Annotated in this window: 22 protein-coding genes and 1 tRNA gene; 2 read left to right on the forward strand and 21 right to left on the reverse strand. The window is 46.1% G+C overall.

Annotation, left to right across the window (positions count from 1 at the left end):
- Positions 1-396: 396 nt before the first annotated feature.
- Positions 397-1,164 carry a glutamate racemase gene (murI, locus tag CCU_RS02850; protein WP_015533484.1) on the forward strand — a complete coding sequence of 256 codons (768 nt, stop codon included), beginning with the start codon at positions 397-399 and terminating at the stop codon, positions 1,162-1,164.
- 269 nt (positions 1,165-1,433) lie between these two features.
- On the opposite strand, the gene CCU_RS02855 is transcribed toward murI, so the two are convergent.
- The 14 genes from CCU_RS02855 to CCU_RS02920 form a co-directional block, all read right to left on the reverse strand.
- Positions 1,434-2,636, reverse strand: coding sequence for a tyramine oxidase subunit B (locus CCU_RS02855; RefSeq protein ID WP_015533485.1), 1,203 nt, complete (start codon positions 2,634-2,636; stop codon positions 1,434-1,436).
- Between the two features lie 31 nt (positions 2,637-2,667).
- Entirely contained in the window at positions 2,668-3,957 is a 1,290-nt protein-coding gene (locus tag CCU_RS02860; protein WP_015533486.1) for an MFS transporter, read from the reverse strand.
- A gap of 9 nt (positions 3,958-3,966) precedes the next feature.
- Positions 3,967-5,061, reverse strand: a complete 1,095-nt coding sequence (locus CCU_RS02865; protein WP_015533487.1) for a polyamine ABC transporter substrate-binding protein — start codon at positions 5,059-5,061, stop codon at positions 3,967-3,969.
- 44 nt (positions 5,062-5,105) lie between these two features.
- A complete protein-coding gene (locus tag CCU_RS02870) occupies positions 5,106-6,755 on the reverse strand; it encodes an amidohydrolase (RefSeq protein WP_015533488.1) in 1,650 nt (549 codons plus the stop codon).
- A gap of 53 nt (positions 6,756-6,808) precedes the next feature.
- Complete coding sequence (locus CCU_RS02875; protein WP_015533489.1) at positions 6,809-7,639, reverse strand: ABC transporter permease; 831 nt, start codon at positions 7,637-7,639, stop codon at positions 6,809-6,811.
- A gap of 12 nt (positions 7,640-7,651) precedes the next feature.
- Positions 7,652-8,518: an ABC transporter permease gene (locus CCU_RS02880; RefSeq protein ID WP_015533490.1), complete on the reverse strand. Its 867-nt coding sequence runs from the start codon at positions 8,516-8,518 to the stop codon at positions 7,652-7,654.
- 59 nt (positions 8,519-8,577) lie between these two features.
- A complete protein-coding gene (locus CCU_RS02885; protein WP_015533491.1) occupies positions 8,578-9,693 on the reverse strand; it encodes an ABC transporter ATP-binding protein in 1,116 nt (371 codons plus the stop codon).
- 34 nt (positions 9,694-9,727) lie between these two features.
- Positions 9,728-10,066, reverse strand: coding sequence for a P-II family nitrogen regulator (locus CCU_RS02890; protein ID WP_015533492.1), 339 nt, complete (start codon positions 10,064-10,066; stop codon positions 9,728-9,730).
- 312 nt (positions 10,067-10,378) lie between these two features.
- Positions 10,379-11,524, reverse strand: a complete 1,146-nt coding sequence (locus CCU_RS02895) for a tyramine oxidase subunit B (RefSeq protein ID WP_015533493.1) — start codon at positions 11,522-11,524, stop codon at positions 10,379-10,381.
- 108 nt (positions 11,525-11,632) lie between these two features.
- Entirely contained in the window at positions 11,633-12,811 is a 1,179-nt protein-coding gene (locus CCU_RS02900; protein WP_015533494.1) for an iron-containing alcohol dehydrogenase, read from the reverse strand.
- A 117-nt stretch (positions 12,812-12,928) separates the two neighbouring features.
- Complete coding sequence (locus tag CCU_RS02905) at positions 12,929-14,068, reverse strand: NAD(P)/FAD-dependent oxidoreductase (protein ID WP_015533495.1); 1,140 nt, start codon at positions 14,066-14,068, stop codon at positions 12,929-12,931.
- Positions 14,061-14,393 (reverse strand): (2Fe-2S)-binding protein, encoded by a 333-nt coding sequence (locus CCU_RS02910; RefSeq protein WP_015533496.1) that lies wholly within the window; start codon positions 14,391-14,393, stop codon positions 14,061-14,063. Before CCU_RS02910 ends, CCU_RS02905 begins: the two co-directional genes overlap by 8 nt.
- Positions 14,390-15,967, reverse strand: coding sequence for an FAD-dependent oxidoreductase (locus CCU_RS02915; protein WP_015533497.1), 1,578 nt, complete (start codon positions 15,965-15,967; stop codon positions 14,390-14,392). The genes CCU_RS02910 and CCU_RS02915 overlap by 4 nt, the downstream gene beginning before the upstream one ends.
- Positions 15,968-15,979: 12 nt before the next feature.
- Positions 15,980-16,297 (reverse strand): (2Fe-2S)-binding protein, encoded by a 318-nt coding sequence (locus tag CCU_RS02920; protein ID WP_015533498.1) that lies wholly within the window; start codon positions 16,295-16,297, stop codon positions 15,980-15,982.
- Positions 16,298-16,765: 468 nt separating this feature from the next.
- Here CCU_RS02920 and CCU_RS02925 point away from each other — a divergent pair, with 468 nt between their 5' ends.
- Positions 16,766-17,593 (forward strand): MerR family transcriptional regulator, encoded by an 828-nt coding sequence (locus CCU_RS02925; protein ID WP_015533499.1) that lies wholly within the window; start codon positions 16,766-16,768, stop codon positions 17,591-17,593.
- 39 nt (positions 17,594-17,632) lie between these two features.
- Here the strand turns inward: CCU_RS02925 and CCU_RS02930 are convergent, their stop codons facing one another.
- From CCU_RS02930 to CCU_RS02960, 7 genes are all read right to left on the reverse strand, one after another.
- On the reverse strand, positions 17,633-19,816 hold the full coding sequence (locus tag CCU_RS02930) for a TerD family protein (protein ID WP_015533500.1): 2,184 nt from the start codon (positions 19,814-19,816) through the stop codon (positions 17,633-17,635).
- Positions 19,817-20,108: 292 nt separating this feature from the next.
- Positions 20,109-21,446 carry a uracil-xanthine permease family protein gene (locus CCU_RS02935; RefSeq protein ID WP_015533501.1) on the reverse strand — a complete coding sequence of 446 codons (1,338 nt, stop codon included), beginning with the start codon at positions 21,444-21,446 and terminating at the stop codon, positions 20,109-20,111.
- 46 nt (positions 21,447-21,492) lie between these two features.
- Complete coding sequence (locus CCU_RS02940) at positions 21,493-22,875, reverse strand: amidohydrolase family protein (RefSeq protein ID WP_015533502.1); 1,383 nt, start codon at positions 22,873-22,875, stop codon at positions 21,493-21,495.
- A gap of 403 nt (positions 22,876-23,278) precedes the next feature.
- Positions 23,279-23,364 (reverse strand) — tRNA-Leu (locus tag CCU_RS02945).
- 125 nt (positions 23,365-23,489) lie between these two features.
- Positions 23,490-23,801, reverse strand: coding sequence for an HIRAN domain-containing protein (locus CCU_RS02950; protein ID WP_208896335.1), 312 nt, complete (start codon positions 23,799-23,801; stop codon positions 23,490-23,492).
- Positions 23,802-23,837: 36 nt separating this feature from the next.
- Positions 23,838-23,984, reverse strand: coding sequence for a hypothetical protein (locus tag CCU_RS02955; protein ID WP_208895939.1), 147 nt, complete (start codon positions 23,982-23,984; stop codon positions 23,838-23,840).
- A 137-nt stretch (positions 23,985-24,121) separates the two neighbouring features.
- Positions 24,122-25,133, reverse strand: a 1,012-nt coding sequence (locus CCU_RS02960; protein WP_208895940.1) for an alpha-L-arabinofuranosidase C-terminal domain-containing protein, incomplete at its 5' end; no start/stop codon positions are given.

Consider the following 25,133-nt stretch of genomic DNA (forward strand, 5'->3'; position numbering starts at 1 on the left):
ATCGTGGGCAAGTGCTGCGATCTCCAGAACCTGCATCTCGTCGGGCTCCATGCCCTCCATCTCAGCTATCAGCTTCGCAAATGAATGAACCTTCAGGAAGTGATGTACCCGTCTGGAATCCCCGGCATAGTATTCAATCATTTTCTCTTTTACTATAGAAACCAAATTTCGTGCCATGTCATCATCCGCCTTTCTTTATGACTCGTATCATTCTAACACCACTATTTGTGAATAGTCTATACAGTTTATAAACATTTAATCTTCCTTACGCCCGGATTTTCTGTTACTTCTATAATATATACTTCCGTAAGTTGTTTTTTATTGACTATAATAGTATAATTTTAGGTTGGAGATAAACTATCAATACAAGTGATACAAAACATTGGAGATTTTATTATGGACACACGTTCAATTGGAGTATTCGACTCAGGGCTCGGCGGAATAAGCGTTCTCCGCGACATCGTGGAGCTCATGCCCTGTGAAAATTATATATATTTTGGCGATTCGGCACACGCACCTTACGGAACAAAGACCAGAGAGGCTATTCTTGAGAGATCGGAGCAGTGTACCAATTTTCTTCTCGCAAAGGATGTGAAGGCGATCGTCATCGCCTGCAACACCGCCACAAGTGTTGCAGCCTCGACACTGAGACAGCAGTATCCTTCCATACCGATCATCGGTATTGAACCGGCTCTGAAGCCTGCGGTTCTGTGGAAGGAGCACGACAAGGTAGCTGTCATGGCCACCCCTGCCACACTGGCTCTACCTAAATTTCATGAACTCATGAAACATTATTCAAAGGAGTCCGATATTTACCCGGTTCCATGTCCGGGCCTTGCGGATTATGTGGAAAAGGGAATTTTCGATGGTGAGGAGATCACTGAATTTCTGAAAGGACTGCTCGCCCCATCTCTGGAGAAGCATGTGGATGCCATCGTTCTCGGCTGCACTCATTATCCATTTGTGGAGAAGGTTATACAGCGTATTGCCGGACCTGACGTGAAGATCTTCAATGGAGCCCACGGCACCGCCCTGGAGCTTCAGAGGAGACTGCGCATCGCTGAGCTTCTCACGCCTTCCATAGAGAAGGGCACTGTGGAGTTCTACAGCAGCAGTACAAACCCTGAAACCATTAAACTTTGTCACCAATTGTTTGAAGCGTAATTGACGGACGGCTCAAAACATATATCCAACATAAAAAAGTCCGTGTATGTACATGGTCAATCACGTTCTACAGCTGTCGCTTCAAGCATTTCTATATGCATGCGGCTCCGCACGCGATAAGGGCGTTTGCGTGCTATGCCTTAGCACAGAAATGCTCGAAGCTCGGCTGTATTCACTACCGATTGTCCATGTACATACACGGCTTTTTTGCTGAATATATGTTTTGAGCCTGACTACGACTTATTATTCAAAGCTAGTTCTCAGAATTGTTAAAATGCATATGGGCGATCCCAGACTTTGAGTTTCGTGCCGATATCATGGACAAGGGCGTAGGTGTAACACTCATATGCCCAGGCGACGTCCTCTGTCGGCATGCCCTCTATGGATACGAGGATGATCTCGTCGTCAGATTCACGGCCAGGCTTCTTGCCGCGGATTATCTCCCCAAATGTAGTAAGAGAATCCCTCTCGATCAATCCATCCTGCACCATATAGACGAAGTCCTCTCCCATGCAGCCTGTGTGGAGTCTGTCGCCATTTTCATCGTATCCAACATTATCTTCCTCTGCATAATTCTCGTACATTCCGTAGTTGTCTATGACTTTTTTCAAGTCAACAATACTCTTATGCTCCATATTGAAGGTACTTGTAGAGATGACCAGCGCTCCGGGCTTGAGCCACTCTCGCTTGTACTCTGGCCACTCGCCCTCCTTGCATGAGACTGCCTCAGTTATGATGTCTGCATCCTTAAGTGCCTCCTCCATATCCTTGCACAGAACTATATTTTTTACCTGAGGATAATTTTCCTCTATGTACTCTTTCATCTTAATCGCATTTGCCGATGTCGGTGAGCTGCCCTTTATCTTGATGGTGTCTATGTCAAATCTCTGTGACATGATGGCTCTGAGACTTGATCTGCATATGACTCCAGGGCCGACCAGTGTGAGCACCTTTGAGTCATTCCTTGCCAGAAGCTTTGCCGCAAGTCCCGGCATAGCACCTGTTCTCATAGAACTAAGAAGATTTCCGGACATATATGCCAAAGGTTTTCCTGTCTCCACATCGTTGAGCATCATCATCAGTATGGAACGAGGGAGCCCTATGGCTCTGTTGTTGCCATTTGAACCGTACCACTTCTCTCCTGCCACATGGAATCTGCCGCCAAGATATGCCGGCATGGCGATGAATCTCCTGTCTCTGGCATTGTTGACCGGGAAATTCTCTATCGGTGACTTCTTTGGGAAGTACAACATAAGGCCATGTGCGTCATTGTACGGACCACCCATGAGGAAATCTCCGTCCTCCATGAGTCCCATGGTCTCCTCCATGACATCCACACATCTTCCCGGGTTGAGAACACCCGCATCTATCATATCCTCCTCGCTGAGGTAGAGGAAGCTTATATTCTGCTTGTCTGTTTCTATATTGCTCTTTCTTCCTGCCGCTTCTGATTCTACATCTCGGTTCTTCATAATCCTTACCAAACCTTTCTCTCGTCATATATCAGCTGTTTTTTATTATTTTGCCATGAATCTCTTTTGACGCACGACACATGATCACTATACATACAATGGACACTGCACTTATCACTACGCTGGAATCCATGAGCACTGTAAGTCCGTATCTGGAATTTATCCATCCACACAGCAGAGCTCCTATCCCCTCTCCGGCTCCCACCGTAAATGCGTTTATCAATGACATTCCCTTCACCACATCAGCGGGTGACAGCATCTCTTCTATAAGATACACACTCCCGGAATAGAATAACCCAAAGCCCAGCATCTCGCATCCCTGGGATATGACGATCACCCACACATTGTCCGAGAATGCCGCGAACATGTTCTTGAATGTCATGAACACCGCACAGCACAGCATTATCTTGTCAAGAGATATCCGCTTTCTGAATTTTATGAGCAGGAATGCCGACGGGACTTCACTGACCGCCATCACGAACTCAGCCAGTCCATAATGAAAATTATTGCCACCCAGGCGTTCAAACACATTTATCAGGAATGTCGTTCCAACATTATATCCCATGAACATAACCGCTGAACCTATGAGAAACCACCTGTACTTCGGGTATGTTGTGAGCAGATATCCTGCGGTGTGTACCTCTGTTTTCCGGATCTCCGTGATGTTTGCTGCAGCTATTCTCTCTCTTGCGCCCAAAGCCCTGCAATCGCTGCAGGATGATGTATCATCCATGACCAGCAGCACCGCCAGCATCATGGCGGTGAACAGCATCTGTAGTATCAGAAGCCTGTTCGCATCATACCTGTCACAGAACACCCCAAACAGCACACATGCCACAGCCCACGCACAGGAACCTGCTGCCCTGCATATAGGGTAGTTGATATTTCTGCCGCCGTTCATATACTTTATGGACATGGAATCTATAAGCGGTGATATGCATGTAAATGTTGCACCAAATCCGATGAACAGCATCACTGTCTGTACAAACGATAATTTATACTCATAAAAAACAGATGTCAACAGCAACGCCACAGCAGTCAGCACTGAGATGATATATTTTAACTGGATACGTTCTGCATGCCGGTCGGAAAATACACCTATGACTATCTGAAACACTACAGTTGAAAATAATTTTACCGCATTTATTACTCCTATCTGTCCGTCCGTAAAACCTTTGTACTGCAGCATCTGCGTGAGGTATGCGTACGCAGATGCCGCACAGGTCCAGAACATCATCTGTAATATTGCATATTTTATATTGAGCTTCGCGTTTTTCTTTTTTATAGATGTGTCTACGCGTATCTTCTTCTGCAATCCCATAGGCTGTTCCTATCTGGATGATTTGATCTCCATGACCGCATCTGTCTCAGCTGATATCGCATCTGCATCAAATGTATTTATCATAAATATTCTCTTCTTCATATCATCTGTGAGCACACACAGTGGACTGTTTTTCAGGTCATCATCCAGATATTCTACTGCTGCCTTATTGGCACAGATGAACTGAAATTCATTTGTGAGTTCTGCGGATATGTCAGGTCTCAATATAAAGTTAAGGAACAGCTCTGCCTCCTCTTTGTGCTTTGAGCCTTTGAGCAGGACCATTGTATCCATTGAGAGTGAACACTGCTCACCATCCATGACTACCTCAAGATCCGGATTCTCCTTCATCGCCTGAAGTGCCTCGCCGCTGTACATGAGAGCAACTGCTACCTCTCCCTTTGCCATACTGTCTCTCGTGTCTGTTGACGCTGCAAATGCCTTGATATATGGATTCAGCCCACTTATATAATCCTTTGCCTTTGCAATATCATCGAGGTTGCCCGATGTAGGATCAAGGTCGCATCCCAGCAGACCTACACTCATAATAGCCTGGGAATCATCCACAAGCAAAATATTATTCTTCAGATTATCATTCTTCAAGTCGTCCATCTTATGGATCTCTATACCATAGTCGTCCAGCATCTTTTTATTTGCTATCCATACACAGGATGTTCCCATATATGGAACACAGTACTCTCCATCCGGATCACACTGCATTGTCCTGTAAGTCTCATCGATATTGTCATAATTGGTGATCACATCCTTGTCCAGAGGCTCAAGCAGATCATTTGCCTTCATAGATTCTATGTAGAAGTTTGAAGGTACTGCAATGTCATATTCTGATCCGCCTCCCGCCATGAGCTTTGCCAGCATCTCGTCATTCGACTCAAATGTAGTCTCCACTACCTTTATGCCATATTCCTCCTCAAATTTATTGAGAACATCTTCACTCATATACTCTGACCAGTTGTACAGATATATCTCCTTTGCGTATCCGTCTGCAGTTTTCTCTTCTGAATCGCTGCCACATGCTGTCATCGTAAATACCATTGTCGCTGCAAGTGCTGCAGCCATCATTTTTTTGATTTTTCCTCTTATCATAGTCATTTCCTCCTTTTATTGAACACCAGTCTGGTTGTTTATTCTTACGCCCAGACTTTCTCACCACATATATAAGTGGCTGTAACCTGTGTCTTGTAGATGTCTTCCTTCGGGATAGTAAGGACATCCGAATCCAGCAATACGAAGTCGGCATCCTTGCCTGCTTCAAGGGATCCCTTTGTCTTCTCAAGCCTGTTCTGGTATGCTCCGCCATATGTGAGGACCTGAAGACCATCCTCAACACTTATCGTCTCGCCGGCACCCATCTCTTCCATCTCCGGATGTCCGGGCTGTTTTCTGTTCACCATGAGATGAAGTGCATCCATAGTTCTCGGTGGAACCGTTACAGGGAAGTCGCTGGCACAGCTTGTGACGATTCCAGCATCTGTGATGGATCTCATATAGTATTCCTTGGAGGCTCTTTCTTCTCCGAGAAATGGCTTCTCCAAAGTGTCATAATACACGCTGTTCCTGAAGTGCCAGTATGGATTGGTGACCGCTACCACACCAAGGCTCTTCATCCTGTCCACATGCTCCGGCACCATGACCTGAAGATGTGTTATGGCATTTCTGTAATCCCTGTCTGTTTCTGTCTGTCCGTACTCATATGCATTCAGCACCTCGTCTATCGCAGCATCGCCGATTGCGTGTGCATGTACATCGTATCCCGCATCAAGAGCACGTTTCACCGCCGCATTTGTCCTCTCCTGGCTGAGCATCGGCTCACCCTTATCTCTTGGGGCATCCGCGTAATCATCTCTGAGAAAAGCTGTATGACCTTCCACTACTCCATCTGCAAATATCTTTAACGTGTTCACCTGTATCTTAGGAACATACCGGAACTTCTCATGATACTTTGCAAGTTCAGCAAACACATAGTCCTCATCATCAACAGGCTCTAGTGTGTAACCTACCCTGAATGTCACCTTCAGTTTTCCCTCGCTGTTAAGCTTTGCATATCCGGCAAATCTTCTGTCATAGTTCTGTTTCTTGTCAAACATTGGCTCAAATGCTATTGTGATGCCATTTGACAAGGCTATATCCTGATAACATTCTATGGCATGTGCAAAGTTGTCAGCAGTCATCTCAGGCAGCACCGCACTGAACAGATTGCCCGCCATCTCCTTGAACCATCCCGTTGGTCTGCTTGTTCCCGGATACCTCACTATCACACCATTTGGAACCTCTGCGGTAGTTTCATCAATCCCGACAAGTTCCATGGCTTTGCTGTTCACCCAATATGAGTGGTGATCCTCGCTTATCATGACCATCGGCACATCCGTCGATATGTCATCCAGTATGTCAGCTGTCGGTCCCAAGGATCCAAATACTCCATTTTCAAAACCGGAACCGCTCACAACCTTCTCGTCAGGGTGGCTCGCCATATAATCTTTTATCGCCGTCACATAATCGTCTGTGCTCTCCTTATTTGCAAGGCTGACACCGTACACTATCTCAGTGGTGCTTGATATGTGTGCATGTCCCTCTGTCATTCCCGGTATCACAAGTCCTTTGTCATGTTCTATAACCTGAGTATTTTCGCCTGCATAGCGTTCTGAACCGGCTCTGTCACCCACGTATATGATCTTTCCATCGGCGACCGCCATAGCCTGCGCCAGACTGCGTTTGCTGTCTGCCGTATAGATTTTTCCATACACTATAAGGTCTGCTGTCATCTTTGTCGTTTCATCCATTTGTTACGCCTCCTTGCCATATATGTCTTCGGAACATATTCTGTATTCCCGAATTACTGTGCATCTATCTTGCGGATGTCTCTTATCTCCCTGCGCTTTGATATAAACTTTCCAAGTGCCCCCGCAAGGAGGTAGATCACAACTATTCCGACTATCATCAAAGTTGATATGACATATACATTTGTAGTGATCTTGCCTCTGACCATTCCGTATACCTTGATAGGGAACGTGATATCCCCGGCTCCGGATACGAAGTAGCTGATTATTACATCATCTATCGAGAGAGTTATGGATAGCAGCGCTCCGGATATGATTCCAGGTGTCAGCATCGGGATGGTGACACGCTTTAACGTATGCCACTGATTTGCCCCGAGATCCATGGCAGCCTCCTCTATAGAGCCGTCAAAATTCGCAATTCGTGATCTCAGTGTGATGATGACAAATGGCAGACAGAATGTAACGTGTGCGAACACCATGGTCGCAAATCCCATGGTCATGCCCATCTTGGAAAACGATGCCAGTGAGGCAAGGCCTATAACCAGCTCCGGGATGACTATCGGCACGTACAGAAGTCCGTTGATAAACTTCTTGAGCTTGAACTCGTACCTGTAAAGTCCTATGGTTGCCAGAGTTCCTAGAACCACCGATATGACCATGGACACTAACGCCAGCTCTATGGACAGCCAGAAGTTCTTCAGAAGTGAGTCCCCCTGGAACACCTCCAGATACCACTTGAGTGTGAATCCGTCAAACACCATATTTGTATTGTTCTTGTTGAACGAGAACAGGATGATGACAAATACCGGCATGTACAGGAACAGATATACAAGTGCCATGAATATGATCGATCCCGCACCCATCTTCTTCTTTTCTTTTCGCTTCATATCCATCCCTCCTTATGCCAGATCATCCAGATCTCCAACCTTGCTGTACGCCTTCAGCACAACCAGAGTGAAGATGATCAGAAGTACCGAGAACGCTGCGCCCAGTGGCCAGTTACGTGCCACAAGGAACTGGTTCTGTATCAGATTGCCAAGATAGGCAGCGCTGCCGCCACCCATGACATCCGATATAAAGAATGCTCCAAGGCTCGGTATGAATACCTGTATCGTTCCTGCAAATATTCCCGGGAGCGTCATCGGGAGTATGACTCTGATAAATGTTTTTATCTTTCTTGCCCCCAGATCGTATGACGCCTCAACCAGCGAATGATCGAGCTTTGATATGCTGCTCTGGAGCGGCAGTACCATAAATGGGAAGAAGGTATACACCATTCCGAAGAGGACTGCCCCCTCCGAGTACATCATCTGTATCGGCTGGTCTATGATTCCTATCTTCATCAACAATGTATTTACAAAGCCGCTGTCTCTCAGTATATTTGACCATCCATTCAGTCTGATGAGACCATTTACCCAGAATGGCAGCATGATGAGAAGTGTGAGCATTCCGCGTATCTTGTCCGGCACCTTGCACAGCATATAAGCAAATGGATAAGATATGATGAGGCATATCACGCTTGTCTCAAATGCCATGACAACCGACTTCCACATGACCGTCAGATACAGCGGATCAAATATCTTCTTATAACTGTCAATTGAGAACTTGCCGACAACTCCGCCATATGCACCCTTCGTCATAAAACTTATGACCACAACATATATAAGTGGGATGAGAAGGAAAAACAACAGCCACAGGGATGTTGGACCAACCATACATAATATCGGCAGAGTGTTCTTTTTCTCCTTTTTCTTTTTTTCTTTCATAGCAAAGCCTCCTTGCATAGCCGAAACTAAATCCGGTTATCATTACACGCAGATATTTCTTATTTAAGAACTGCATCCTCTATGGCGTCGTACATCTTATCCTCCTTGGTGTGTATGACAACCGCCTTGTCCGGCTCCCAGTACACTGACACTGCCGTGCCATCAGGATATACCGTGGCATCAGGATGATTGTTGACCTTGACTTCCTTGCCATTTGGCAGTTCCACTATAGTCTTAAGGACCGAACCAACATAGATCTGATCCTTGACGATTCCTTTCAGTGTAAATCCATCCACCGGCTTGTCTGACAGATGCGTATTTTCGGGACGTACCGATATGTACACGATCTCTTCCTTAACAAATCCCTCGCCCTTCGCTCTGACCTTTCCATTCTCCATCGTAAGCCCAAGATCAGTGCCTTCTATGGTGTCCACATTTGCCTCGAATATATTGGACTCTCCTATGAAGCTTGCAACAAATTTGGTCTGTGGGTTCTCGTATATCTCTTTTGCCGTACCGATCTGCTCGAAGTGTCCCTGATGCATGACAGCTATCCTGTCGCTCATGGTAAGCGCCTCTTCCTGATCATGGGTTACATACACAAATGTGATTCCCAGCTTCTTCTGCAGCCTCTTGAGCTCCACCTGCATCTGCTTTCTGAGTTTCAGATCAAGTGCTCCGAGTGGCTCATCAAGAAGCAGTACCTTCGGTGAGTTTACCAGTGCCCTGGCAATTGCAACTCTCTGTTTCTGTCCACCTGACATCTGCGATGGCTTTCTCTTCTCAAATCCATGGAGCTGTACCAGATCCAGCATTTCCAGAACCTTTTTCTTTATCTCCTTCTTATCCATCTTCTTCTCAACAAGGCCAAATGCTATGTTGTCAAAGACTGTCATGTGAGGGAAAAGAGCGTAACTCTGAAACACCGTGTTAACATCCCTGTTGTACGGTGCCAGCTCTGTGACATCCTTATCTTCTATGTATACATTTCCCTCCGTGGGTGTCTCAAAACCTGCAATGATACGAAGTGTGGTCGTCTTGCCACAGCCTGATGAACCAAGCAATGTCAGGAACTCTCCCTCGTATATGTCAAGGCTGATGGGCTTCAGCACCTGATTGTCGCCAAATGACTTTGTTATGTTTTTAAGCTGTACTATTGCTTTTCTCTCTTCCATCAGCAACTCACCTCACTCTTTTCTAAAGTAGTAATCAAAGTATTGATTCTCCGTGTTCTCCTGTCCTTATCCTCATGACATCGTCAACATTTGTTATAAATATCTTTCCATCTCCAACCTGACCGGTGGAAAGTTTCTCACATATCTCTGTGAGTATGTCATCCAGATCCTCGTCAAGTATCACGGTCATGACGTAGAGCTTTGGCAGGAGATTGATCTCCATCCCAAGCTTCTTGAATTCTTCGCTGTAGCCCTTCTGGTGTCCGCAGCCCATGGCCGACATGACGGTGAGTCCGCTGTATTCATTCTTGCTGAGTATCTTCTTGAGTGGCTCAAGCTTCTCTGGTCTGATGATGAGTTCTATCTTCTTCATATCCATTCCTCCTTACAAATAAAAAAGAGAGCAGCGGAGTCATATTCCTATGAGCTCCTTTGCTCTCTTCCATGTGTTCTTGCTTTTAATTTTCACTCATTGTAGAGTCTGGTATAATACCAAGGTCAATGTTTTTTGTCATTTCTTTAATTGTTTATTTTATTCGGCAGACATGGTTTATTTTGGCAGCCAATGTCTAAATTTACTTAACATTGTTAAGTCCATCATTTACTTGAGCCATACAATTGCTGCCGTCATACCTGCAAAAGACTGCGAACCATGGGGCCGTCATTGAGATCCAGACAGTCAAAACTACCTCATATATGACGCATCCCACAGCTTAAGCTTTGTTCCGATGCCTTCCCTCAGAGCTCTCTGGTAGCACTCATAGCCCCAGCCGACATCAAGGATCGGCATGCCGCCAAGGCTCACAAGAAAGATCTCGTCATCACTCGTTCGTCCCGGCTCGAGGCCACGCATTATGTTTCCCAGATGTCTGATCTCACTCTTCTCTATCCAGCCATCCGTCACCATATTTACAAAGTGTATGCCTGGTGTTCCAAGTGATATCCTGTTGCCATCCTCGTCCCACTCCTGATACACATTTACATATTCCTCATACATCTGTATATTGTCTACAACCTTCGTCACGTGGTCCCTGACAAACTCCAGATCCATATCCATGGTTCCAGATGATATGATCGTGCATCCAGGCTTCACCCATGCCGGATCTATGACAGGCCATTTTCTCGGTTCAACAGATACCGCCTCTGCTATGATATCTGCATCCCTCACGGCCACCTCCAGAGTATCGCAGATGATTATCTCCTTGAGACTCTTATAGTTCTCCCTGGCGTAATCCGCCAGTTCATGGGCTGTGTGCGAAGTCTTTGAGCTGCCCTTGATCTTCAGCACCTCCAGGTTAGGGAACTTTGCCATGATAGCCATGAGACTTGTCCTTCCTATGACTCCTGCGCCAAGGATAGTCAGTACCTTGCTATCCTTTCTTGCAAGATACATGGCAGTAAGCCCGGGCATCGCTCCGGTTCTCATGGCACTTAGGAGATTGGCTGACATGTACGCAAGCGGCTGGCCTGTCTCCACGTCATTCAGTGTCGCCATGAGTATGGATCTCGGCAGACCCTTGTGCGAATTTCTGCCATTTGAGCCATACCACTTCTCACCGCACATATGGAATCTTCCTCCGAGATATGCCGGCATCGCCATGAATCTCCTGTCCGCCGAGTCCGCAAGCGGGAAGTTCGGAATGTCCGACTTCTCCGGAAATATGAGCTGTACACCGTGGTCGTTATGCGCTCTGCCGCCCATGAGATAGTCTCCCTCGCTGAGGAGTGTTATGACCTCCCCTATGGTGTCCACGGCTCTGTCTGCATCCAGTACGCCCGCCTTTATCATGTCCTCTTCATTCAGAAATAAGAATTCAACCTTGCTGTCCATACTGCCACCTCCTGCTGTAATTCCTGTCATCCACAAAATATCCGATCTTTGTTAGCCATTACCACAGTCCAACTGTATATATATCAAATCATGCATTTTGCGATGTTGTTACTTTACGTTTTTAAAGCATCTTCTATAAATCTCCACTACATCAGACTTCGTCAGAGGCACCCTGCAATGCTCAAGGTCCTCTGATGCCGCCTTCTCAGCCATCTCGTCAAAGTCCTTCTCATAAGGCACGCCCAGCTCGCCGAGATCCGAGGTCAGACCCATATCCTCATATAACTTCTGTGTCTTTGATATTGCTTCTCGGGCTATCTCATAAGGGTCCTTTGTCTTTTCTATATCCCATACATTCACGCCGTAATTTACCAGAACCGGAAGGCTCTTCTCGTTAAGAATGTAATCCATCAGAACCGGCGTGATGATCGCAAGTCCGTGTCCATGTGTTATATCATAGTAAGCACTCAGCTGATGCTCTATGGAGTGCGCCGGCCATGGGCCATCCTTGCCACACGCTATGAATCCGTTTATCGCCCACTCAGATGCCCAGAGGATATTTGCCCTGGCGTCATAGTTGTCCGGCTCTGAGACTGCCACCGGGCCGTACTTTATAAGGGTTTTAAGAAGAGCCTCCATCATGCGGTCCTGCATGTATGTGTCTCCATTATCTGCAAAATAAACCTCAAATATATGGTTCATGATATCCGCCACACCTGCTGCCGTCTGGTATGCAGGAACGGAAAATGTATACTCAGGGTCAAGTATCGCATAAGCAGGATAGAGCAGATCGGATGCGATATCCTTCTTCTGCTTTGTCTCCTCATTTGTGATAACCGCAAATGGATCCATCTCAGAACCCGTCGCAGCCATAGTCGCGACAGCTATGATCGGCATAGCATTCTCTATCTTCTCCGGGTGTCCGACCAGATCCCATGGATCACCGTCATAGCACGCTCCGGCTGCTATAGCTTTGGAACAGTCTATTGTACTTCCGCCTCCCACAGGAAGTATCACCTTCACATCATGCTCCAGACACATCTGCACACCCTTCTTCACCGTTGTGAGTCTCGGGTTGGGTTCTACACCCGAAAGCTCAATATGGGAAATGTGACTACAGTCAAGTAACTTGATTATCCTGTCGTACAGTCCTGTTCTCTTTATACTTCCGCCTCCGTACACCAGCAGAACACTGTCTCCGTATTCGCTGATGTACCCCGGCAGATCATCAATGGCGCCCTTGCCAAATGATACCTTTGTCGGAATATTATAAAAGAAATTTTCCATGACATACCTCTCCTTTTTCTAACTGTCATCGTTGAAACTTTTTACTCTCTGAAGTTTTCTTATCTTACTCCACAGAATTTCTCCGCCAATAATATACAACCATGATTCATATGCTGTCTACCTGACAGCCTTGAATCTGTCATACCGTAGAGATGATATATCCACCACCGTCTTCTCGCCGAGCACCATCTGTGAGAGCATCAGTCCAACAGCCGGTGCCGTTCCAAATCCATGCCCTGTAAATCCACATGCCAGTATAAGTCCCGGAACCTCGTCGACCTCGCTTATGACTGGAACACCATCATAGCAGAGATCAAGCCATCCGCCCCAGGTCCTTACGATCTTGGCATCAGCCAGCATCGGTATGTATCCCATGATCGCCCTGCATCCGGCAGATACGGTGAGCGGTGAGGTCCTGAGCTCATCAAGTCCCATGTCCGTTGTCTCCTCAAGTCCCGAATCTGAGCCAAATACAAATGATCCGTGCTGTGACTGATGTCCGTAAAAGTCAGCGGATGCAACACCAAGCATGATGTCGAACATGTGCGGCTGCACCTCCGTAACCAGCGCCTCCTCAAAATACTTTGTCATCGGCACATCTATTCCAACTGTCCTTGCGATGAATCTGCTCTCATATCCGGCAGCCAGTATGACCTTGTCCGCCTCGAACTCCTCACCTGATTCCAGTATGACCTTTCTGAGTTTTCCTTTCACCTTCTCAAGTGCAGCCACCTTTGCATCTGTGAAGAAATTTACCCCGAGCTCCGTTGCCCTCTTGTAGTACGCCAGAGTCGTCAGCATAGGATTTGCATGTCCATCTGTAGGACACCAGCTTGCGCCGATTATCTCGTCAGAGAGGTATGGGCAGATCTCCTTCACCTCTTTGCCATCTATGATCTTCATGTCAAGTCCGAGAGAGTTAGCATTTGCCGCAAGGTTTCTGAGCTTTTCCATATGGGCATCAGTCTTGCCAAGTCTAAGGTTGCCCTTCTGATAGTATTCCACGTCAACTCCAAGCTCCTCGGAAAGTGTCGGCCACATATTCTGCACCGCATACATTGCATATGGCAGCTCCCTGACATCTCTTCCCGACTGTCTGACTCCGCCTCCGTTTCGTGAGGAGCCTCCATGTCCTATGCTCGGACTACCCTCTAGCACTATTACATCCTTCATTCCTGCTTTTGCCAGATAGTATGCCGCAGCACATCCATTTACACCGCCGCCGATGATTATAACCTCTGCTGTATGTTTACTCATGAGCCTCACCTCCATCTCTCGCAAGTATCCGCATCTCTGTAGGTCTCATAGGTGCCCTTGACGTGGCAGGCTCTATGTCAAGAGGTGACACGTGAAGTTCCCTTGCCACAATGCCCTTCACCAGCTTGCCACAAGTCTGTCCCTGACACAATCCCATCCCACACCGGAGGAATCTTCTTATCTCTTCTATCGTCAGCATTCCCGCATGAACTGCCTGCCTTATCTCGCCCTTTGTGACCTCCTCACACCTGCACACCAGCATGTCGTCATCCGGTGCCGGAACATAAGGTCCTATGGCATCAAGTTTTTCTCTGATATCTATCATAACCGCACCTCCTTGAAAAATCTTGCCTTCATCACCATGTCCTTCGGCACCTTCATGGTCAGCAGATTGGTATGGTCAAATGCTTTTGCACTTCTGACACTTACGACCTCCGCCTCGCACACCTCATGACCATCACGGCCAAGTGCCACGCCCTTTGTTCCTTTCTCTGGTATCGGAAGGAACTCATATGGAAGTGTCACCGTTCCATAGCCATCCCCGGTGTCCTCGTCCACCAGGAATATGGCCTGTCCTGAACAGCTTGCAACGCACATGCCACATCCTATACATGGATTTTCCGTCACTGTCGGAAGAGAGGTTATATTTGCCCCTATGCTTATGCACCCCTTCGGACACGCATCCTGGCACGGGTTGCACGGGATGTTCTGGGTGCACTCTATAACCGGATGTATTCCCTTCCTGTGAGTCACTCCCAGATATCTCTCTATCTCGTCATCTGCCACAAAGCCGTGCTCCAGCAGATTCATCGATACATCTATGCCTTCCTCTGTTTTCTCGATCAGCTTGCCCCTGTTCTTCGGTGCAAACATTCCCTCACGGAGGCTTCCAAGTGCATCCTCAAGCTCCGATGCACGCGCTTCCATCTCTGATTTATCTATAAACCCGAGATCCTGCGATATGACAGATCCCGCTATCCTGCCCTCGATCATGGCTGAGCTTGCCTCCTCGATTCCGGACACATCCCCGGCTGCAAATATTCCCGGCACTGAGGTTCTGCCCCATTCGTCACACTCAGGAACGTATCCCCCCGGAGTATCCTTCATCTTTACGCCCGCCTGCTTTAAAAGCTGTGACATAGGTGAAAGTCCAACGGCAACGCATATTGTATCAACGTCAAATGTCTTTTCTGTTCCCTCTATGAAATTGAAGTGGCTGTCGACCTGTGCGATCTTCACCCCTGTCACCCTGTCGGCTCCACTTGCCTCAACGATCGTATGTGACAGGTAAAATGGAACTCCACACCTCGATATCTTTGCAGCGTGTACTCCGTATCCTCCAATCCTCGGTGCTGCATCAACTAAAGCCACGACCTCACACCCTGCCTGCATGAGCTGATAGCTGACGACAAGTCCTACATTTCCTGAACCGAGCATCAATATCCTGTTACCCGGCTTTATGTGATGAAGATTCATCATAGTCTGGGCGGCACCTGCGCCGATGACTCCCGGAAGTGTCCAGCCTTTGAAGGTAACCATGTTCTCACTGGCTCCTGTCGCCACAAGCACACTGTCGCCCTTGAAATGCTTTATCTCATCACCAATCCTGACTGTCACTTCTTTCTCGTCATAGAGACCCACAACTGTTGCATTAAGCCTTACATCCACACCCAGTTTATTTGCCTCCTCAAGAAGTTCGTAACCTATGTTGAATCCTCTTATCTTCGCCTTGTGTTCCTTTGATCCGAAAAACTTATGTATCTGTTTGAAAAGCTGACCGCCAGGCTTTGCATTCTCGTCAAATACTATCGGCTTCATTCCGTTCTTCGCAGCCTCTATCGCTGCGGAAAGTCCTGCCGGACCTGCGCCTATCACTATCAGATCGTATCTCTCTATCATAGCAGTCACCTCCTAAAAATCCTTCTCTGCCGACGCACCGTACTGCGTCCTCACATCCATTCCCTCTTCCAGAGGAGTGATGCACGTTCTTATATTTGGCTTGCCATTTACGACCATGACACAGTCCGTGCATCTTCCTATGGCACAGAATACACCTCGCGGCTCATGTCTCTTCTTGGTATATCTGTGTGTCATGACACCCGCAACTCTGAGCGCCGCCGCTATCGGCTCGCCCTCTATTCCCTGAAACGTCTGTCCATCATATGTAAAATTCACCAGCCTGCCCTCCGGGGTGTCCCCCAGTATCGGGTGAGTTAATATCCTATCCATAGCCATTCCTCCTTTTTGTGATGAAGTGACGGAGCCTTGATTTAATCTGTGAAGCCCGGGCCGCCGATGCTGTAATACCCTTACCGGGTCGCTCCCGCTTAACTCAGCCTGCAGCGGTACTAAGGTGCCGCTTGGGGCGTCACCTAAGGACCGGCGGCCTCGTATTCCCTGTAAGGGTATTACAGCATCAACGGTCCGAGCATTAACATTATTGATTAGGCTCCTGATATCAGCTTCATCCAATAACTCGTCTACTTTATCTTGTGTGGTTAATTAACTTGGTGAAATGGTAAACCCTTGTATCATGCTAGAGTCAATGTACTTGATTTGTTTTTGCAAATTTCGGAATATGTGAAGATTTCTCCATATGTCAGCTTAATTTTATTAAGTATTTTTATAGAAAATAGAATTTGATTAGGTGGTGTGTTACGATACAGTTATATGAGATCAGGAATTGGAGATTATATTATGAAGAAAAAGGATACTTTCAAGATTGGGGAATTGTCTAAGCTTTTTGATATCGGCGTGGATTCTATCAGATATTATGAGAAGGTTGGGATACTGCACCCTGTGAGAAATGACGAGAACAATTACAGGATGTACACCATTGATGACGTCCGCCGTCTTGCGCTTATCCGTGAGCTGCTGAGGCTCAGCTTTTCCACTGACCAGATCCGTGAATATGACGAGGACAGAAATGTCGATAGTACGACATCCCTGCTCAGAGCCGAGCTTGACGTGGTTGACGCTGAGATTGCCAAGCTCAAAGCCACCAGGGACAGTATCCAGAACCGGCTGGACACCATCACATCCCTTTGCAGCCCGGATATACAGGATGAATTTGAGACTATTGTGATAAAGGAGCTTCCAGATCGGAAGTGCGTCATGGTCACTGACGACAATCTTCCTGATGATTATGTCTCCTATTATGTGGTCAAATACATGCAGAGCCATAACACCAGGATTGACACAATAGGTGCCTGCGACTGCTATACCCTTGACATCCCCGGGAGCAATCCAAAGTCCAAGTATTACCGTACCAAGAACGTATTCTTCTTCGCACCATACCTTGAGGACGCCGATTGCAATTATGTACTTCAAGCAGGAAGATATCTCTCCATGACATACAAGGGCGCCCTGACCAAGACAAAGGAACTGCTGCCACAACTCTATACATACGCACAGGATCATCAGCTTGAGATTGCCAGTGACCCTGTTGAAATGTGTCATATAGATGATTATGAGACCAACGATGACAGTGAGTACATAATTGAGCTGCAGCTCATGATAAAATAACCATTTTGCCGCAGCTCATTCTGTTCTCTAAAAATGTAATTACAGATACTCACTCATGAACAGCTCCGTGTCGTATGGGGTTATCACCATTTTATCACGCTCATTCTCCACTGTGTCATTATTCAGATACAACGCAGTGTCAAACACAATGTCAGCGTCCTCCCTGTTGTCCACCAGCACTCCTCTGCCCATGACATTGAGCGCGATAAGATCATAGAGATGCGGCTTCTTCACATTAACCATGGAATAGCATACCGCTGTGACTCCTGAAAGATTACTCTCCAGATTATTGCCACCGGTATTCATGTGTACTCCACTGAGCAACATATTCATGTCACACCAGATAAACTCCCGCTTAACACAGTCAAATATTACAGGGATGCACACCATGCTGCCCGCCGTTAGATCCAGCTTTTGCTCCACCATCTTTGGCTCATATATCTCGCCCGAATTCACATCAGCTCTCTCCATCCATCCAAACATTGCGTGAGGCATGTCCGCATAAGTCTGGCCTGTATAACTGTACACCTGGTACACCACATATCTTGCACCATATCTCACAACGGAATCTACGTCCACATCAAGAAACTCACTGACACCATCACCATCCACAGGACCGCCATTTACAATGTCCCCCGAATGACATGCCTTATATTTCGCAGATTTCAGATTGGTATATGACACGTGCTCCATGTAATTCCAGTTCTCGTCAAATATAGCCGCCGACAGGTCTATGTCGACTCTTCCATCGTCATACGACTCCAAATCACATTTGTCCATATTCGTCCACCATATAAATGCCCTCACAGCATTTGTCTGCGAAGCCATAGGGAGTCTCGAGCCTCTGACTATAGTCTTAAACGCCTTGCTGGCACTTCTCTGGCTGAATGGAACCACATAATTCCTGTAATCATCAGACAGATACACCTTGCCCATAGGCTCCCTCTGTCCATAGATCTTCACAAGGGCATTTTCGCAAATCCGAACAACTTCCTGACAGTACCTCTCATCTATATCTGGCAGATCGTTTCGCTCGCTGTGGCACTTTGCAAGGCTGCCCTTTGGGAAGAACACTCTTACATCCGCCTGCTCAGCTCTGTGCAGGAAATGCTCTCTCACCTGAAGCAGCATCGGTGTCGACACCTTCTCCGCCACAGACGCAAAGCTTCTTATAACAGGCTCTTTATATGTCTCTCTGAGCAGCTGATCCAGTCTCCTTGCCAGTTCACCCGGTCTCTTCACCAGCTCGGCAAGCGCACTTTCATACTCACCATAGGCAAGGTCAAACTCAACCTTTCCTGCAAATGTCTCTATCTTCCTGTTATTTCTCAGCTTGTCAAATGCATTTATCGCCCTGTCATACTCCAGAGTGTATCTGCTGCAGTCAAACTCAGAAGGATGGATCCTCTCTCCAATTCTGATCCATCTCTCCTTATATCTGAGCATATCCTCCTCTATATTCGGACAGCCAGACAGAAGCTCCATGATCATCCTTCTCTGTCTGCGTGAAAAGCTTCTGTATCTAGTATTCTCCGCAAGGCTCACATCGCCATCACTCATGGCAGTCACAAGTCTCAGCACATCAGTTGCAGTCTTTACATATTTCCTGAGCTCACTGACATTTGCCAGAGGCTTCTTCTGCAGATAGAGCGCGGCGATGTATGCAGCATTCTCCTTGTGTGGTATGTTATCAGGCAGCTTCATATTCTCAGTCTCGAATAAATATGCTATATCCTCCCTGTCAGTTCTTGATATGGATGTTCTCGACGTACAGATATTGTCAAATATCTGTCTCACATCGTCCTCGCTTCCAAGCTGCAAAACCTTGACCTTCGTCTCGTCAAAAAGTGGCAGTCTGTCATTTACACGCTTTCTGTGATTCTTTGGATACAGGATACCATCTGACCAGTAATGCACCATCGCATTTATATACAACTCAGAAAAATGTGCATCCATAACGCCCTTAGGGAAATCGGCATACATAGGCATATATACAACATTTGCACCTTTCAGCTTCATAAGCGTAGCTTTGAGTTCAAAGTAAAAATCTGACAGTTCGTTGACACTGTATGTTCTGAGAACGTCAAATACCTCCCTGGAAAATGTATATCCAAGTTCTTCGATGTTCTTCATAATGGTCGTTATGCAACGGTCATTTGCCACCTTTGCAGTACCAATGCCAAGTATCACTTTGTTTTTACGCCTGAGCAATATCTCGTTCATAGCTTTTCTCCTTATTAATGAGGAAACCGGTGGCGGTATGCTTTTACATTTATCATCCCAATTAAGAAGGAACCACCACCATAGCCTCTTTGTGTTTCGCGATAATCAATATATCAAATCGAAACTGTCCAATCAATGAACCGCTAGTTTAAAATGAACATCGTCTCTTGCGATCACGGACTTTGGCTCGTTGCTCTGCGCAAATACAAAAGACACATAGAGTATATGCCGCACTGTTTACTCTATGTGCCTTTTAATTTTATAGTTTTCGCTTTATATAGAAATTACGAATTCATCCCTCAAGCGCGACCTTCACTGCCTTTTTCTTCCTGGGAAGGCAGAGCTGGAGCACCACCGCTATGGTTGCACCAACTGCAGTTCCTGATGACATGAAGTAGTTCAGGAACTGAGGCATTGCATTCACCACATCTGTAGGAATGACTATAGTTGCCACAGCAGCCACGACTGAGATTCCAACGATAAGTGATGATCTCTCGTCAAGCGGCTCACTCTGTATGATCTTGATTCCATTTGATATGAGCAGGATACATACAACCGCAAATACTCCGTTTACGACAGGGGTCGGTATACATGATATGATGGTCATAAGCTTTGGACATACACCGAGTACCATGAGGATCATACCACCTGCAATGATAGCCATGCGGCTTCCAACCTTTGTGATGGCAAGCACGCCGGCATTTGAAGAATAACCTGTCATTGGAGTTCCGCCGAACAGTGAACCAACAAGACATCCAACACCTTCACCTATGGTAGCACGATCTATTCTCTTATCGCTGAGATCCTCACCTGTGATGGCGCTGATCGTCACCCATGTTCCTGTTGTATCGAGGAGCACGATAAGGTAAATGAACATCATGAGTATACAGGACTTAATCTCAAACTTTGGAAGTCCAAAGTGGAAAAACTCAGGCAGTTTGAACCATGCTGCATCGTGTACTGAACTAAAGTCCGCAGCTCCCATCGCTGCTGCAACCACTGTTCCGGCAACCAGTGCAAGTATTACGGATACCATGTGAAGTATCCTGTTATGCTTAAGCTTGTACTGGAGTATCATACATACGATGAGCACTCCTGCAGCAGTAAGCCCTGATGCTACATTTGCACTTAAGTTTCCATCTGAGCTTGCTATTCCCTTGGCCGCTGTAGGTGTCAGCGATATTCCAACTATAAGTATGATGATACCACCGATAAATGGAGGTATTGCCTTTCTCACAAATTTCGAAAAGCCCTTAAATATACCCAGCAATACGATCATGATCGCTCCGGGTATCAGACTTCCTATCATTGCACTGACTCCCATGGTCGCGCCTATCGTACACATAGCTCCAAGCGGTACATACGATGGTCCCTGTATGATAGGGTACTTCATGAAGAATCCCGCCTGCAATATAGTTGCAATTCCACATGCAAAGAAACTCATCTGAAGGAAAAATGATAACTCTCCTCCTGCCAGTCCTATCGCCGCTCCAAGTATCAACGGCATGATATACAGATCCATTGACAACACGTGCTGCATTCCGAGAAATGCCGCCTTGCCACAGCTTATCTTCTCATTTACGCCAACTATGAGCTGGCTGTCATTTTCTATTATCTTCTTATCTTCCATATAAACGCGCCTCCTTATCTGCTGTCACATAATCCGCATTTTCATCCTACAATTTATCTGCAAGCTGCTTTCTGAGAATTACAAGCTCGCTGTTTATTTCATCTATCAGGCTTCTCTCATCTATACCGCAAGCGAACTTTCCGCCCTGATATACTACCTTTCCATTTACTATCGTTGTATCGATATTTTCCTCGGATGACGCATATACGACCGTCGCCTTTGCATCATGCATAGGTGCCGACTTCAAATGATTAGGGTCAAATATTATTAAGTCCGCATTCTTGCCAGACTCCAATGTTCCCAGCTTGTCAGCCATTCCTATTGCCTTTGCTCCCCCTGCCGTCGCAATGTGTATGATATCATCTGCGCTGATGACTGCCGCATCTCTGTGTATTCCCTTCTGTATGAGAGCTGCCAGCTTCATACTCTCCAGCATGTCCGTACTATTGTTGGATGCCGCACCATCCGTTCCTATAGATACATTTACCCCTGTAGCAAGGCTTTCCGGAATAGGTGGTATTCCTGAACCAAGATAAAGATTAGGTGCTGGATTGTGGCTTATCGACACTCCATATTTTGCAAATCTCTCTATGTCATGAGGTGTGAGGTTTACGCAGTGGACTGCCAGGAATTTGTCTGTCAGGAATCCGATCTCCTCAAGCATATCCACTATATCCTTGCCGTAATATCTTCCACACATCTCATTGTCGACCTCGGTCTCCTTGATATGCATTGAATATCTCACGTTCTCGCTGAGACAATACTCAAGCATCTCCTGATAGCCTTCCTTCGTGGTCGACCATGTAACATCCGGACCAGTCCATATCGAAAGCATGTCATTTTCTTTATATGCTTTCTTCAGTGCATCCACTTCCTTCATGGCCTTGCCAACAGGCTCAAGGAAGCACTTCGGCATTCCGTATTCCTCTCCGGTATCCTGAAATGTTCTGATAAATACACTACGGATACCCGTTGATACCATTCCCTCTATACAGGAATGAGCCAGTTCAGAATCCTGATTGGTGTAGAAGAACTCACTCATGGTCGTACATCCACTCTTTATTGCCTCCATACATGCAAGCTGTGCTGCCAGCTCATGCTGATGTGGTGTCATATACTGTCCATATGGGAGTGCTGAAAGATTCAACCACTCTATCAATCTGTGATCAGCTCCAAGACCTTTCAGGAAAGACTGGAATATATGTATATGTGTATCTATAAATCCCGGAAATACCACCTTGCCCTCGGCATCTATCACACGTCCGGCGCCCTCACATTCCTGAAGCTCCTCCGGTGTCAGCTCATTCATTTCCTTTATCAGAGTTATCTTCTCTCCCTCTATTCCTATGATTCCCTTCGCATACACTTTTCTGTCCTCATCCATTGTGTGTATCTGCGCATTTTTGATTATCAGATCATAACTCTTCATAGCTCATTCCTCCTGACTTTGAATATCCACTAAAAAAGGAGTCCTTCCCCGGCAGTGTGTGTTAAAATGTTCCACACAAACTACTTTTGAAAAGACCCCTTTGTCCTGTTCTAAATTTTCTTGTATTACATTTTCATTTTCCGCGGTATAAACAAAAAAGGAACCAAATAGCTATCTGTTTTGGTGTTAAGGAAAACAGATAAAACTTTTGGTTCCTGATGGCTCGTATCTTAGCACTATCCCGTCAAATGGTCAATACTCATAACCTCTGTTGTTATATTTTTATTTTTTTAAAGGACTTTACCTTAATATCTTATGTTTATGCCATTTTTGCTTAATATTTTAAGGTAAAGAAAAAGCCTGAACCCCTTGATTTTCCTTAGGTTTCAGGCTTTTAATTTAATGCCGGCGACCGGAATCGAACCGGTACGGGAGATTAGTCCCGCAGGATTTTAAGTCCTGTGCGTCTGCCAGTTCCGCCACGCCGGCATTCTGCACCTTATTAAAAGGTTTAGAAAACTACTATAATCACAACAATTAAGATCTTTCCGCCAAATGAATTGTTCTTCATATAATCCACCTCTCTCTTTTATAATAGCCATCCAAGTATCTTTTTATTTACCGGACAGTCCATCATACGTAACTTCGCATATTGCACTGCCATCAAGTATAAATACTATCTTCGCCTTAGCCTTTTTGCCTATCTTATCATAAAGTCTTCCAGCACTCATCGATTTTCCCTTGACTGTATAAGAACTATTTGCCACATAACCAACCTTGCCGAGGCCTTTGATTTTCACCTGTATTGCTTCCTGATCATATTCATTATCAGGTTCCTTAACCAGTTTCACCTTCATGCCCTTTTTCATATACTCGTTTCCATAGTAGTGATTGCATCCCGCAATCGTAAAATACTTCTTACTAATAACTTATGTCTCCTTTCAGATTTGGTAATTTATCGCTTAACCGATTTCATTTCCCTGCTTCTGAGCCCAGATTATCATAAGCCATGTACGGAAATTCTCCCACCGCGCACTTTGGGGACGTTCCTTCTGTCTTGAAGAGTGTCCCTCTGTCACAAGGAGTGTCACCTGTCTTAATCGTGACACAGGGACACTCCTCATTACAAAAGGAACGTCACCTCTATTACAATAAAACAAAGAGCTGCGCTTCTTTAATGAAACGCAGCTCTTATGCTTATATTTTTATTATAAAGACGAAATGCACTGTGAATATGCCCCAATATTTAGTCAACAACACATTCCACAACAGCACAAGGCGGAATATTCAGCTTTAAAACATTATCCTTGATGACTGCCGTATGCTCGGTAATGCTCACCCTGTCGGGACAGTCGAAGTCGTTATAGCTGTGCGCCTCGTTTGTAAGTATCCTGCACGAAACCGATGATGCTTTAAATCCGAAAATGCTGCATTCAACAGCAGCCTCTTCAGTAAGCGAACAGTTTGCGGCGGTAACGGTCATACTCTTTTCGTTCACCGATGCGGAAACCGAGATCATCGGAGCATTTTTGCCTTCCGACATATTTTCGTTCTGCGTATAGCAGTAAACTGCCTCGTTGTTTTGGTGTGTTTTAAAAAGGTCGAAAACGTGATATGTAGGCGTTTTTATCATCTTATCGTCCTCTGTAAGAATGACCGATTGGAGAACATTCACCGCCTGTGCAAGGTTTGCCATTACAACACGGTCGCTGTGTCTGTTAAAAACATTCAGCTCTATTGCAGCAACGATAGCATCACGCATAGTATTCTGCTGATATAAAAATCCCGGGTTCGTACCCTCTTCTACCTTATGCCAACAGCCCCACTCGCCTATTACAAGTCCTATTTTCTTTTCGGGATCATAGCGATTCATTATCTCCGAATGTCTTGTGATAAGCTCATCGGAAAAGTTCGCTGCAGCGATAGTTTTATAATAAAGCTCATCGTCAAAATCGGTGGCTGATTCCATTTCGGGCCATACGGGCATCGTATAATAATGCAGGTCGATAGCATCAACATTATTGCTGTCAAGATTTTTCATCATGACTTCTGTCCAGTTATAGTCGGCAGAGCTTGGACCGCAGGCTATTCTGTAAAGTCTGTTTCCCGAATAATTGTGGCAGAACGTCTGATACCTTTTATAAACGTCGGCGTAATATTCGGGACGCATATTTCCTCCGCAGCCCCAGTTTTCATTGCCGACACCGAGGTATTCGAGTTTCCACGGCTCGGCTCTGCCGTTCTTCTTTCTCTGCTCT

It is taken from the genome of Coprococcus sp. ART55/1, from assembly GCF_000210595.1.
Classification (GTDB): Bacteria; Bacillota; Clostridia; order Lachnospirales; family Lachnospiraceae; genus Coprococcus; species Coprococcus aceti.

Coding starts and splice junctions, on each gene's coding strand:
- CCU_RS02910 (WP_015533496.1), bottom strand. CDS start 14,393: ATGATAGATATCAGAGAAAAACTTGATGCCATAGGACCTTATGTTCCG.
- CCU_RS02940 (WP_015533502.1), bottom strand. CDS start 22,875: ATGAAGAGTTATGATCTGATAATCAAAAATGCGCAGATACACACAATG.
- CCU_RS02890 (WP_015533492.1), bottom strand. CDS start 10,066: ATGAAGAAGATAGAACTCATCATCAGACCAGAGAAGCTTGAGCCACTC.
- CCU_RS02860 (WP_015533486.1), bottom strand. CDS start 3,957: ATGGGATTGCAGAAGAAGATACGCGTAGACACATCTATAAAAAAGAAA.
- CCU_RS02885 (WP_015533491.1), bottom strand. CDS start 9,693: ATGGAAGAGAGAAAAGCAATAGTACAGCTTAAAAACATAACAAAGTCA.
- CCU_RS02935 (WP_015533501.1), bottom strand. CDS start 21,446: ATGGAAGATAAGAAGATAATAGAAAATGACAGCCAGCTCATAGTTGGC.
- CCU_RS02880 (WP_015533490.1), bottom strand. CDS start 8,518: ATGAAAGAAAAAAAGAAAAAGGAGAAAAAGAACACTCTGCCGATATTA.
- CCU_RS02855 (WP_015533485.1), bottom strand. CDS start 2,636: ATGAAGAACCGAGATGTAGAATCAGAAGCGGCAGGAAGAAAGAGCAAT.
- CCU_RS02865 (WP_015533487.1), bottom strand. CDS start 5,061: ATGATAAGAGGAAAAATCAAAAAAATGATGGCTGCAGCACTTGCAGCG.
- CCU_RS02895 (WP_015533493.1), bottom strand. CDS start 11,524: ATGGACAGCAAGGTTGAATTCTTATTTCTGAATGAAGAGGACATGATA.
- CCU_RS02900 (WP_015533494.1), bottom strand. CDS start 12,811: ATGGAAAATTTCTTTTATAATATTCCGACAAAGGTATCATTTGGCAAG.
- murI (WP_015533484.1), top strand. CDS start 397: ATGGACACACGTTCAATTGGAGTATTCGACTCAGGGCTCGGCGGAATA.
- CCU_RS02905 (WP_015533495.1), bottom strand. CDS start 14,068: ATGAGTAAACATACAGCAGAGGTTATAATCATCGGCGGCGGTGTAAAT.
- CCU_RS02925 (WP_015533499.1), top strand. CDS start 16,766: ATGAAGAAAAAGGATACTTTCAAGATTGGGGAATTGTCTAAGCTTTTT.
- CCU_RS02870 (WP_015533488.1), bottom strand. CDS start 6,755: ATGGATGAAACGACAAAGATGACAGCAGACCTTATAGTGTATGGAAAA.
- CCU_RS02930 (WP_015533500.1), bottom strand. CDS start 19,816: ATGAACGAGATATTGCTCAGGCGTAAAAACAAAGTGATACTTGGCATT.
- CCU_RS02875 (WP_015533489.1), bottom strand. CDS start 7,639: ATGAAGCGAAAAGAAAAGAAGAAGATGGGTGCGGGATCGATCATATTC.
- CCU_RS02920 (WP_015533498.1), bottom strand. CDS start 16,297: ATGGATAGGATATTAACTCACCCGATACTGGGGGACACCCCGGAGGGC.
- CCU_RS02915 (WP_015533497.1), bottom strand. CDS start 15,967: ATGATAGAGAGATACGATCTGATAGTGATAGGCGCAGGTCCGGCAGGA.